Source organism: Paraburkholderia sp. TE9906, from assembly GCF_056279605.1.
Genome location: NZ_JBWCCT010000010.1, coordinates 61,747 through 74,043, shown reverse-complemented (window position 1 = coordinate 74,043; position 12,297 = coordinate 61,747). Strand labels below are relative to the sequence as shown.

8 protein-coding genes and 1 pseudogene are annotated in these 12,297 nt (G+C 63.4%); 4 read left to right on the top strand and 5 right to left on the bottom strand.

Annotated elements, in window-relative coordinates; all coding sequences use genetic code 11:
- Positions 1-195 precede the first annotated feature (195 nt).
- Positions 196-2,781 (bottom strand): bifunctional aconitate hydratase 2/2-methylisocitrate dehydratase, encoded by a 2,586-nt coding sequence (acnB, locus tag ACZ9H4_RS25580; RefSeq protein WP_408152247.1) that lies wholly within the window; start codon positions 2,779-2,781, stop codon positions 196-198.
- Positions 2,782-3,018: 237 nt separating this feature from the next.
- Between acnB and ACZ9H4_RS25575 the strand changes: the two genes are divergently transcribed.
- Positions 3,019-3,237, top strand: coding sequence for a hypothetical protein (locus ACZ9H4_RS25575; RefSeq protein WP_408141211.1), 219 nt, complete (start codon positions 3,019-3,021; stop codon positions 3,235-3,237).
- A gap of 33 nt (positions 3,238-3,270) precedes the next feature.
- Here ACZ9H4_RS25575 and ACZ9H4_RS25570 read toward each other — a convergent pair whose 3' ends face one another.
- Together ACZ9H4_RS25570 and ACZ9H4_RS25565 are read right to left on the bottom strand one after the other, a co-directional pair.
- The gene (locus tag ACZ9H4_RS25570) at positions 3,271-4,185 is read right to left on the bottom strand and encodes a VOC family protein (RefSeq protein ID WP_408152246.1); all 915 of its coding nucleotides are present in this window, start codon (positions 4,183-4,185) and stop codon (positions 3,271-3,273) included.
- A gap of 107 nt (positions 4,186-4,292) precedes the next feature.
- On the bottom strand, positions 4,293-4,427 hold the full coding sequence (locus ACZ9H4_RS25565) for a hypothetical protein (protein ID WP_408141276.1): 135 nt from the start codon (positions 4,425-4,427) through the stop codon (positions 4,293-4,295).
- Here ACZ9H4_RS25565 and ACZ9H4_RS25560 point away from each other — a divergent pair.
- Positions 4,390-5,001 carry a LysR substrate-binding domain-containing protein gene (locus ACZ9H4_RS25560; protein ID WP_408141273.1) on the top strand — a complete coding sequence of 204 codons (612 nt, stop codon included), beginning with the start codon at positions 4,390-4,392 and terminating at the stop codon, positions 4,999-5,001. The two genes, ACZ9H4_RS25565 and ACZ9H4_RS25560, sit on opposite strands and share 38 nt — an antisense overlap.
- A 98-nt stretch (positions 5,002-5,099) precedes the next feature.
- Here ACZ9H4_RS25560 and ACZ9H4_RS25555 read toward each other — a convergent pair.
- Positions 5,100-7,230, bottom strand: a pseudogene (locus tag ACZ9H4_RS25555) (xanthine dehydrogenase family protein molybdopterin-binding subunit).
- 95 nt (positions 7,231-7,325) lie between these two features.
- Positions 7,326-7,757 carry an FAD binding domain-containing protein gene (locus ACZ9H4_RS25550; RefSeq protein WP_408152245.1) on the bottom strand — a complete coding sequence of 144 codons (432 nt, stop codon included), beginning with the start codon at positions 7,755-7,757 and terminating at the stop codon, positions 7,326-7,328.
- A gap of 533 nt (positions 7,758-8,290) precedes the next feature.
- Between ACZ9H4_RS25550 and ACZ9H4_RS25545 the strand changes: the two genes are divergently transcribed.
- Both ACZ9H4_RS25545 and ACZ9H4_RS25540 read left to right on the top strand, forming a co-directional pair.
- Positions 8,291-8,482, top strand: coding sequence for a hypothetical protein (locus ACZ9H4_RS25545; protein WP_408141208.1), 192 nt, complete (start codon positions 8,291-8,293; stop codon positions 8,480-8,482).
- A 361-nt stretch (positions 8,483-8,843) separates the two neighbouring features.
- Positions 8,844-12,023, top strand: a complete 3,180-nt coding sequence (locus ACZ9H4_RS25540) for a bifunctional diguanylate cyclase/phosphodiesterase (protein WP_408141207.1) — start codon at positions 8,844-8,846, stop codon at positions 12,021-12,023.
- Positions 12,024-12,297: the final 274 nt, after the last annotated feature.

Here is a 12,297-nt window from a genome sequence, read left to right as displayed (position 1 = left end):
GCCGACGAAAGGGCGAACAGACCATTCGTTGCGGATGCGGAGCGCCCAGAAAGTCATTCGGTGACGTTCCTTTTCGAAAGCCTGCCAAGGGGTACCACTCCGGTGCCGCAAAAAAATGGCGCTGCAAGCGTTCAGCTTGCAGCGCCATTCTGTGATACTACGACGCGAACGACACGCCGTAGCCCGACAGCACGCTTACATCGTCACGGTGTCGGCCACTTCCTTGAAGTCTTCGATCTGGTCGAAGTTCATGTACTGGTAGATCTTGTCGCTGTTGGCGTTGAGCACGCCCATGTCGGCCATGTACTCCTCCCGGGTCGGAATCTTGCCCAGACGCGAGCAGATCGCCGCCAGTTCCGCCGAGCCGAGGTACACGTTCGTGTTCTTGCCCAGGCGGTTCGGGAAGTTACGGGTCGAGGTCGACATGACCGTCGCGCCTTCGCGCACCTGTGCCTGGTTGCCCATGCACAGCGAGCAGCCCGGCATTTCCGTACGGGCACCGGCGGTGCCGAAGACGCCGTAGTGGCCTTCCTCGGTCAGCTGCTTCTGGTCCATCTTGGTCGGCGGCGCCACCCACAGCTTGACCGGGATGTCGCGCTTACCTTCAAGCAGCTTCGACGCGGCACGGAAGTGTCCGATGTTGGTCATGCACGAGCCGATGAACACTTCGTCGATCTTGGCACCGGCCACGTCCGACAGCGTCTTCACGTCGTCCGGATCATTCGGGCAGGCCACGATCGGCTCATGGATGTCGGCCAGGTCGATCTCGATAACGGCTGCGTACTCGGCGTCGGCATCCGGCGACAGCAGTTGCGGGTCGGCCAGCCACTGCTCCATCGCCTTGATGCGGCGCTGCAGGCTGCGCGGGTCCTGGTAGCCCTCGGCGATCATCCACTTCAGCAGCGTGACGTTGCTGTTGAGGTACTCGATGATCGGCTCCTTGTTCAGGTGAACCGTGCAACCGGCGGCCGAGCGTTCGGCGGAAGCATCCGACAATTCGAACGCTTGCTCGACCTTCAATTCGGGCAGGCCTTCGATTTCGAGAATACGTCCCGAGAAGATGTTCTTCTTGCCTTGTTTGGCAACCGTCAGCATGCCTTGCTTGATGGCGTACAAGGGAATCGCGTTGACCAGGTCGCGCAGGGTCACGCCGGGCTGCATCTTGCCCTTGAAGCGGACCAGCACCGATTCCGGCATGTCCAGCGGCATCGTGCCGGTAGCGGCCGCAAAGGCGACCAGGCCCGAACCGGCCGGGAAGCTGATGCCGATCGGGAAGCGCGTGTGCGAGTCGCCGCCGGTGCCCACGGTGTCGGGCAGCAGCATGCGGTTCAGCCACGAGTGGATCACGCCGTCGCCCGGGCGCAGCGCGATGCCGCCACGCGTGCTGATGAAGTTCGGCAGGGTCTGGTGGGTCTTCACGTCCACCGGCTTCGGATAGGCGGCGGTGTGGCAGAACGACTGCATGACGAGGTCGGCCGAAAAGCCGAGGCACGCCAGGTCCTTGAGTTCGTCGCGGGTCATCGGGCCCGTGGTGTCCTGCGAGCCGACCGAGGTCATCTTCGGTTCGCAGTATGTGCCGGGGCGCACGCCCTCGCCTTCCGGCAGGCCGCAGGCGCGGCCGACCATCTTCTGGGCGAGCGAGAAGCCCTTGCCGCTGTTGGCCGGCTGTTGCGGCAGGCGGAACAGGGTCGACGGAGCCAGACCCAGCGCTTCACGTGCCTTGGCGGTCAAGCCGCGGCCGATGATCAGCGGAATGCGGCCGCCGGCGCGCACTTCATCGAACAGCACGTCGGACTTGACCTGGAACTCGGCGATCACTTCGCCGTTCTTCAGGGCTTTGCCTTCGTACGGGCGCAGTTCGACCACGTCGCCCATATCCATCTTCGACACGTCGAGTTCGATCGGCAGGGCGCCGGCATCTTCCATCGTGTTGTAGAAAATCGGGGCGATCTTGCTGCCCAGGCACACGCCGCCGAAGCGCTTGTTGGGGATGAAGGGGATGTCTTCACCGGTGAACCACAGCACCGAGTTGGTGGCCGACTTGCGCGAGGAGCCGGTGCCGACCACGTCGCCCACGTACGCGACCAGGTGGCCCTTTTCCTTCAGCGACTCGATGAACTTGACCGGGCCACGCTTGCCGTCCTCTTCCGGCGTGATACCGGGGCGGGCGTTCTTCAGCATCGCCAGCGCGTGCAGCGGGATGTCCGGACGCGTGGTTGCATCCGGGGCCGGCGACAGGTCGTCGGTGTTGGTTTCGCCCGTCACCTTGAAGACCGTGATGGTCAGGCTTTGCGGCACTTCCGGACGGCTGGTGAACCATTCCGCGTCGGCCCAGCTTTGCATCACGGCCTGGGCGTTGGCGTTGCCCTTCTCCGCCAGTTCCTTGACGTCGTGGAACTGGTCGAACATCAGGAGGGTTTTCTTCAGCGCCTCGGCGGCTACCGTGGCCACTTCGGCGTCGGACAGCAGCTCGATCAGCGGATGGATGTTGTAGCCGCCCAGCATCGTGCCGAGCAGTTCGGTGGCGCGGGCGCGCGAGATCAGCGCGCAGGTGGTCTGGCCTTTGGCCACGGCGGCGAGGAAGCCGGCCTTCACGCGAGCGGCTTCGTCCACGCCAGCGGGCACGCGGTTAGTGATCAGGTCGAGCAGGGTCTGCTCTTCGCCGGCGGGCGGATTCGTCAGGAGTTCCACCAGCTCGGCGGTCTGCTGAGCCGTCAGCGGCAGAGGAGGAATGCCGAGCGCTGCGCGGGCGGCCACGTGAGTACGAAAATTTTCAAGCATGGGGACCTGCTGGTATTTGCGTTTCAGGGGGAAGGCTTTTACGGCACGCCAAAGGCCGTGCCGGGCACTGCTCTAACGCGATTCTAATTGCAATACCCCTGCACGGTCAAATGTCTTATGTCTTATATAAGAGTCGAAAGTTAAATCATCGACAATCACGGTGCTGCCGACGCGCGCATTACCCTGCCAGCTCATGTGCGAGGGCCGGAAATCGGTGAGCACCTGTCCGCTAGCGATGTGGAGACGCAACAATGGGTAGCTGCGCTGACGCTCACCGGTTTATTGATGACCATTCTGGTCCTCGCCGGCCTGTCGGTCGCTACGACTCCGCGTCGCTTCAATCGGGTGTGTTTCCAGACAAAAATGGACGACGCGCACATCCTCCTGGCAGCCTTTTCCCAGACGCCATCGGAGCAGGATGCAATCGCGGCGGCGATACGTGCCTGTTCACATTGACGTAGCTGACAATTGTTAGGCCCGCCTCACCCGTCAGACCACCCCGCCAAACCCCTCACTGCCCCTTCCATAATTTCGGTTGGTCACATCCGGATTCCGGTTCACCAACGGCCTCGCGTACAGCGGATGACGCAGACTCCGCACTTCATGTTCAAGCGTGAAGCAGGGCGTTCCACTCACAGGATCGACGAGCTCGGCGAAGCGATACTGGTGAGCCTCCTCGCCATAACTCAACCCGCGGCCGGCGAGCCGCTCGTAGGGTCCGGAGAAATTGGCCACATAGATCTGAATGTGATGTCCATCGTATTCCTGGCTTGCGGCGGGCGTTTCCGCATAGACGAGTTGTTGATGCCTGCCGACCGCGACCGCCGCTTGCAGCGAACCGTTACGCTCGCGCACCTCGACAGACGCATCGAAGATCTCGCGATAGAACGCAGCAATCGACGCCGCGCCGCCGACGGGCACATCGAGTTGCACATACGCGATACCAAGATCGATGCCCGCCCACGGGTCGCTCGCCGCGCACGCATCGGAATCGAGGCAGTCGTAACGATTCCCCCACGGACAGATCACTTCGACGCGGTCGTCCCGCTCGGTCCATCCGAATCGGGTCTGTTCCAGAAGAGGCCGAACGGCGCGCAGCCGCTCGATGAGCGCCGCGCGCCTGCCCACAATCAGCCCGACATGCCCGCGAAGGCGCTGAGCGTCGCCGTGCGGCAAGTGAATCTGCGAACGGCCAACGTTGATCCACATGTTGGTCACGCCCGTCATCAGAAACGGATCGCGCGTCAGACCGAGTGCACTGACATAGAACGCGGTCGCGAGACGCTGGTCCGGGATCGTGAGATTGACGTGTTCCAGCAGCACAAGATTGCCGATGTCTTCACGTGCGTAGTCGGAACGCTCCATCTGTTTGTCCTCGAAGGGTTGACGCGGTAGATCATACATACACTACTCGGGCGGCGCTCACGACCTCCCTCCCGCGACGCGCCCCTCGGGCAACTCGATGCGACCGCTGAGGCCCAGGCCCTGTTTCGCGAGGTCGAGCAGGTCTATCAGTCGGCGTTGCGCGTCGACGAATTCGCACGGGCGCTCGCTCTCGGTCCGGCAAGCCTGTTGCGTGTCTCCTGCAGTCCTTCGCCGGGGCCGACGATCGTCGCGCCCGCGATCGTCGAATTGAAACGCAGCATGCCGAAGCTCAGGATCGACTGGCACACGACGCTCATGTCCGACATGCCGCTGGAGGTGCCAAGCAAGGCAGTCGACCTCTCGGTGACGTCGACGCCGATCGAGCACGAATATCTTGAAGTCGCGCCGTTCATGCGAGGCCGCATGATGTGCGTGCTGCCGGCTAAGCATCCCCTTGCGGCGAAGGAGCGCATCGCACTCGCCGATCTCAAGACCGAACCGATGATTCTTTTCAGGCGCGACATTCCGTTCGGCACGGCTATCGTCAGGGCTTGCCAGCAGGCCGCTGTCGAACTCACCTCGGTCGTCGACGTCACTCGCGCCGATCAGGCTCTGGCGCTGGTACAAGGCGGACTGGGACTGACTATCGTCGACGAGTTCGCGGCGGGCGGCATCGATTGCGCCGTGCGGCCGCTCGTCGAGGAACTCGAAATGATTCCGACGTTCGTGTATTCGAAATTCTCGCCGCCGCCCAGAGGCGCGATGCTGCTGATGGAGGCCGTTTATCATCGCGCCGAACAGTTGGGGCGGCAGGTTGGCAACTTGCGCGCTAGCGGCCGCGCGAGTCGGGAATGAAGCGGACGCCGCCAGGTTTGAGTGGCAGCACGCTTTGAGGACGGCGGCAGAAAAAGCGCCTGACGCCGTCCCCATGAATGCCGCGGTAACCGCTCCCGCTACGCCGACACCGGCGGCACGCCGTCCATCAGTTTGTCGAGCGTGATCGGCAGATTACGAATACGCTTGCCGGTTGCGTGATAGACGGCATTCGCCACCGCAGCGGCCAGCCCCGTCACGCCGATCTCGCCAATTCCCCGCGCACCGAATTCGCCGAGCTTGTAGTCCGGATAGTCGAGCAGGATCACGTCGATCTCCGGCTGATCGGCGTGCACGGGCACCATGTACTCCGCGTAGTTGTTGTTCACCGGCAAGCCGTTGCGCGCGTCGAACTCCGCCGCTTCGAACAGCGCCATGCCAATTCCCATTACGATTCCGCCCTCCACCTGATTGCGTGCCGCCAACGGGTTGATCACCTTGCCGACGTCGATCGCGCTCACCACCCGCGCCACTCGCAGACGAGAAATACCCGGGTCCCAACGCACTTCGACGAAATGCACGCCGAACGAACGGAATGAAAATTTCGACATATCGGCCGCCTCGCTGCGATACCAGCCTTCCGCGCGCGAGCCGCTGGCTGGCCAGCACGTCGCAGAACGAAACCTGCTTCGCACCCGCCGACAACGCACCGTTGCGTACGACGAGCGAATCGGCCGACGCGCCGGCCAACGGTCCGGATGCGGCCACCGCATACTGCTTCATGCGCTTGAGCGCCTCGCGCGTCGCACCAGCAATCGCCGACATCGCGCTGGTCGTCGCCCAGGAGCCGCCCGACACTGGCCCAGCCGGAAACGCCGAGCTGCCTAGCTCCACCTCGACCTTGTCGAGCGGCAGCCCGGTCAGCTCGCCTACCGTCTGCGCGACGATCGTATACGTGCCGGTGCCGATGTCCTGCAAGCCGCACTGCGCGAGCGCGGTGCCGTCGGCGCGCAACGTCACGCGCGCTTCCGTCGCCACACGGAAGGCTTCCCAGTTGCACGCACCCATCCCGTAACCGATGATCTCGTCGCCTTCACGCATCGAACCGACCGCCGGATTGCGTCGCTGCCAGCCGAAGCGCTCCGCGGCCGTGGTCATGGCTTCGGGCAGATGGTTGCTCGACCACGGCAGATTGCTGCTTTCATCGCGCGTGGACAGGTTGAGCTGGCGGAACGCCAAAGGGTCCATGCCGATCGCAAGCGCCATTTCGTCAACCGCCGACTCCGGTGCAAACAGCCCCGGCGCCGCACCCGGTGCTCGCATCGACGTGGGCGTTCCGCGATGGACCGCGCTGTTGTTGTGCGTCACGAGCACGTTGGGGCATGCGTACAGGCTCTTCGTCATGCCGCCGCACGCCTCGGTGTAGGCGTCGATCGTCGATGTGCTGTTGTACGACTCATGGCTGATCGACACCAGCTTCCCGCTGGCATCCGTAGCAAGCCGCACCCGTTGCAACGTTTCGGGCCGGTGCCCGACGGTGCTGAACATCTGCGCGCGCGGCACCACGAGTTGCATCGGCCGGTTCGTCATACGCGCCGCCGCACAGGCCGCGATGGAATGCGGCCAGGGCCACAGTTTGCCGCCGAATCCCGAGCCGATGAACGGCGCGCGCACTTCGACCTGGTCCGCGGTCAGATCGAAGATATTCGCCAGCACGTTGCGATGATTCAGCACACCCTGACTGGATTCGTAGACGATCAGACGACCGCCTTCCCAGTAGGCGGTCGTCGCATGCATCTCCATCGGATTGTGAGTTTCGACGGGCGTCGTATAGGTCTGTTCGAGGCGATGCGCGGCTGCGGCGAGGCCCGTCTCGACGTTGCCGCGAGCGTGCCCGCGCGGTCCCTTGTTCGAACCATGCGCGTCGAGCGCCTGCGCGAGACTCTTCACGGGTTCGCTCGCGACGTAGTCCACTTTCACGCGATACGCCGCCGCACGGGCGTGCTCGAACGTATCGGCTACGACCAGCGCGACGAATTGGCCCGGATAGTCAACCTGATCGTCCTCGAAGGGCAGTCGATGTTCGTCGACCATCGCCGACGACAGAATCTCCGCAAAATTGAGCGGCGCATTCGGCGTTCGATGCAGCTTCAGGAAATTGTCATGATGCAGCACGTTCACGACGCCGGGCATGCGACGCGCTTCGTCGTCGTGAATTGCATGGATTTTTCCGCTGGCCACCGTGCTGAAGACGCCGTACGCGTACAGCATGCCGTTCATCGGATAGTCAGCGGCATAGCGCGCCGCACCGCTCACCTTGAGGCGGCCGTCGACACGCTTGTGCGGGGTCCCGATAATCTGTTCGCTCATGCGGTCTCCCTGGCGGTCAGGTCGCGAAGATTCCTGATGATGGCCTGCTGTCCGAGCGGCACCTTGTACGCGTTGTGTGCATAGGGCCGCGCATCACGAAACGCTGCGCTTGCCGCCTGCGCGAATACTTCCATCGAAGCGGTCTGACCGCGCAGCGCCGCTTCCGCCTCCGGGGCGCGCCAGGGTTTGGTCCCAACCCCGCCCATTGCGATGCGTACTTCGCGAATGCGTGGCCCGTCCATCGCCACGATCACCGCACTGGATGCCAGCGCGAACTGATACGACGCGCGGTCGCGCAGCTTCAGATAGCCCGAGCGGCTGCCCGCAAGCGGTGCGTCGAGCGTAACGTGCGTGATCAACTCATGCGCTTGCAACGCATGCGACGGCACGATTGAAGGCGATCTCCAGGCGTGCGTCACCTGGATCATCGCGGCGCCCTATGCGGTCGGAATTGTCGCAAGCACGCCGACCGACATCGCCACGGTCGGGATGGCTGCTGCGGTCGGGTTGCGACGAGCCGCCATCGCAGTCACGGCCTGGGCTTCCGACTGCAAGCTGAATGCACGCCTCCGCGAGACTACTGTGCGAGCGACGGTGTGACCAGGTGCTGGAACCTGCATACGCTTGTGAAGCGGATTCAAGAATGCCGCAATCGACGAATGCTCGACCGGGTGCCCAGCGCGACTGGAATCCTGCCATCGCCTCAACCTGCCGGGCGAATAGGTTCGACACGCCAGCGCGGCCGTAACGTATAAAAAGCCGTTGCTGAAGGCACTCCGCGTGCGCTAATGAGGCTCGCGCGGCTGCCAGCCGAAACGTGCCCCCAACCGTTGCGACTGCTGAAGCGCAGTCCCGAAGCGCCGATGCGGAGATCGAGTCAGAATATCAGGGGACTGCCGGCTCACGAGGGATCAGATCTTGCTGGCGATATCCATGCCCCTCTTATGAAAGGGAGAACGTCATGATCAGGCTACTCGGCATCCTGGCTTTCGCGATCGGTGTTGCGGGCTGCGTCACGGCCCAACCGCCCTATTACGGATACGGCGACCCGCCGGGGTACTTCGCACCCCGGCCCAGTGTCGGCATCGGGATCGGTGTAGGCAGTTTCGGCGGCTCAGGCTTCGGAGGCGTCGGCGTTGGGCTCGGTTTCTAAGGCGCGCTAACACAGTGGGCGCGAGTTCGCGACTTCCATGCTTGCGGCAGTGGCGGTCAGGTCAACCTGTTCTACCTCAAGCAGCAGCCCGACATGTACGGTCTGCCAACCACCCGGTGCAAATGCATCTACAGAGAGCCCGCAGAGAAAAAACTCGCACCAACTTGTCCCATTTCCAGCACCTTTCCGGGGCGTTTTAAGCAAAAGCTAAAGAACTTCTCCAACTGGTCGATAGCGTGATCAGGGGCTTTTCCCCCGTCGGGCCTGACCGAGGTCCGACGTTCCCTGCACGGAGAAACGCAGTGAAACGTCTGGCTTATCGCCCCCGGGACGCAAGCTTCGCGATCGAGCGACCACACCCATGAAACGCAACCTGTTCTTCCGGTTTCTCGGACGCCTTCGCGTCGGCCGCAAGCTGCTGCTGATCTATCTGCTCGACCTGAGCGCGGTGCTGTACATCAGCGGCATCCTGATCCACGAGAAGTACATCGCGATTGACTTCTCCGACAAGGAGTTGATTGGCAACGCCTACGTCGCCGCCGTGCACGACGCGCTGATCGACTTCGCACTCGCGGGGGCCGGGCAACCGCAGACTGCGGCTCAATTGCAGCGCACGGCCAGCAAACTCGCCGATGCCGAGCGCCACTATGGCGCGAATATGCAGAGCGCCGCGATCAATGAACGGATACTCGACGCACTCGCGGCCAGCGCGGCGCCGCATGCGAGCGCAGCGACGGTGGACGGCGGCCTCGAGGCAACGCGCGCACTGGTGACGCGCGTCGGTAACCAGTCGAATCTGATTCTGGATCCGGACCTCGACAGCTACTATTCGATGTCGCTGTCGATTCTGCGTTATCCGGAGTTGCTCGCCGACGTCAACCGGATCGGCCGCCACCTGCACGATGCCGGCGCGAGTCGCCGCGCCGCGCCGATGAGCCGCGACGAGATGCGTACCCGCTACCTCGTCCTGGAGGGACAACTCGACGCGGTGTTGCAGGGGCTGCGCTCGGACTATTCGGAAGCCGCAGCCGCGAACGGCGCACTGAGCGGCACGATCGGACCGCCGACCGCGCGCATGCTCGCCGCGATCGACGCTTATCGCAGGGCGGCCGGCGCCGCCGTCGACGACGGCCCCGACGCGGCCAGGCTCGCCGCGCTCGATGCCGCCCAGCAGCGCGTGGTGACGAACATCAGCAACGCGTGGAGCGTGACCGGCGATCAGCTCGAAATACTTTTGCATGAGCGCGTGCGCGGCCTCTTCGAGCGGATGTGGCTACACCTCGGGACCGCCCTCTTCCTGCTATGCGCGATCCTGAGCATGGTGTACTTCGTCGCGCAGCAGATCTCGCGGCCCCTGCGCCAGCTGGCGCGCGTGATGGACACCGTGCGTCGCACAGGCGATCACTCTCTGCGCGCCAACTGGCATAGCCAGGACGAGATCGGCCAGCTCGTGCAAGGCTTCAACGACATGCTCGCGCAACTCGACCGCGAGCGTGACGCGCAGAAGGAACTTGCGGCGACAGCACGCGCGTCGGCCGCGCAGTACGCGCTCGTCGAGGCGACACCCGTGCCGATGGTCGTCACGGCAATCCCGGGGCATGAGGTATTGCACGCGAACCGACCGGCGCTTGCCTGGCTCAATGGCTGCACCGTAGACCCATGGGGTTTCGGTCTCGACTCGGAAGTGCGCGCGCGTTTCTTCCAGCAACTCTCGGACCGCGATGCCGTGGACGAGTTCGAGGTGCGCTGGAAGGCCGGTAGCGAAACGACCTGGGCGATGTTGTCGGCGCGGCGCCTCGACTTCCAGGGGCGCGACGCCGTCTTGACCGCATTCACCCCGATCAACCAGATCAAGCTGATGGAACAGCGCCTCGAGCTGTGGGGCAAAGTGTTCGAGGCATCATCCGAGGCGATTCTGATTCTGGATGCGCAGCGGCGGCTCGTGACCGCGAACGCATCGTTCTATCGCGCAACCGGCTATCGCGCCGACGACGTGGCGGGCAAGGAGCCCGCTTTCCTTTTCGGCGCCCAGGAGCCGGGCGACATCTTTCCGGCCATCATCGATTCCGTCGATCGACTGAGCGCATGGCATGGCGAAGCGCACGTGCGACGGCGCGCAGGCAGCGACTATCCGGCATGGCTCATGGTGAGCGCGGTGCGCGACCGGCGCGCGAACCTGTCGCACTATATCTGCACGTTGATCGATATCACGGACCGCAAGAAGAGCGAGGCCCGCATCCAGTTCCTCGCCGAACACGACGTGCTGACGGAACTGCCGAACCGCGAGCTCTTCGTCAAGCGCCTCGGCGTGGTGCTCGATAGCGCGCGCCGCACGGGGCAGCGAGTCGCGGTACTGTTCATCGATCTCGACCGCTTCAAGAACATCAACGATTCGCTGGGCCATCACATCGGCGACAACCTCCTGCGCTCGGTCTCGCGACGCCTCCTGCAGGCCGTGCGCAGCAACGACACGGTAAGCCGTCTCGGCGGAGACGAGTTCACGGTGATCCTGAATGGCGTGAGCAATGCGGCGGACGTCAGCCGAACGATCGAGGACCGTTTGCTGCCGCTCGTGCGTCAGCCGCACGAACTAGGCGGCGTCGCGTTGCCGGTGTCATGCAGTGTCGGCGTGGCACTGTTCCCCGACGATGGCGAGGATATCGAAACACTGATGCAGAATGCCGACGCGGCGATGTATCAGGCGAAGAGCGCGGGACGCAACCTCGTCAAGTTCTTTGCGCCCGAGATGGCCGAACGCGCGCGCCACCGTCTGAAGCTCGAAGCCTGCCTGCGCACCGCGATCGCCACGCACGAGTTCCGGCTCGAATACCAGCCTTGCGTTGACGCGCTCACGGGCGAACTGGTCGCGGTAGAAGGATTACTGCGGTGGAACAGCGCGCAGATCGGCACGGTGTCGCCCGCGCAGTTCATTCCAATTGCCGAAGACACGCGGCTCATCATTCCGCTCGGCGCCTGGGTTATCGACGAAGCATGCCGGCAGATCGCGGCATGGGACATGGAAGGGGACATGCGCCTGCGCGTGTCGATCAATCTGTCGGCGGTCCAGTTGCGCGACCCGGACCTGATCGACACACTCGCACACAGTCTCGCCTCGCATCGCGTCGCCCCCGAGCGGCTCGAACTCGAGATCACCGAGACAGTGCTCATGGACAGTGCGGAAGACTATCTCACGACGATCAACGCGATTCGCAAGCTCGGCGTCAAGCTGTCCCTCGACGATTTCGGCATCGGTTACTCCAGCCTCAGCTATCTGAACCGCTTTCCGCTCGATCGGCTCAAGATCGATCGCGCGTTCGTACAGGACATGCTTGAGGCGCCGGCCGACCTCGCTATCATCCGGGCAATCATCGATCTGGGCCACGAATTGGGTCTACGGGTAGTCGCCGAAGGTGTCGAGAGCGAGCACCAGGCTCGCATCCTGCGTGATATCGGGTGCGATGAGCTGCAGGGTTTTCTTTTCTCGAAGGCGCTGTCGCCTTCGGATTTGTGGTCGTGGAGCAGCGCGAGGTTGGCGGCCTGAGGGGGACTGTACCGTACAATATCCCGCTTTAATGATGTTTTTCGGTGGTGCGGAAGACCTTCCGCACAGGTGCCGGTACCGGCGGTACGCGACTAAACTAGGTAGACTCACTCTTCAAATAACGCTGCGGTGTCTCGCCTGATGCCTTCCTGAACATCGTAATTCAAGCGCTCGAACTCGTACAGCCGAGTTCGTTCGCAATTGCCGCAACCGGTACACCTTGGGCCACTTCGACGCAGCTTCAACGACCCTCAACTGCGACCCTTGTTGAAAT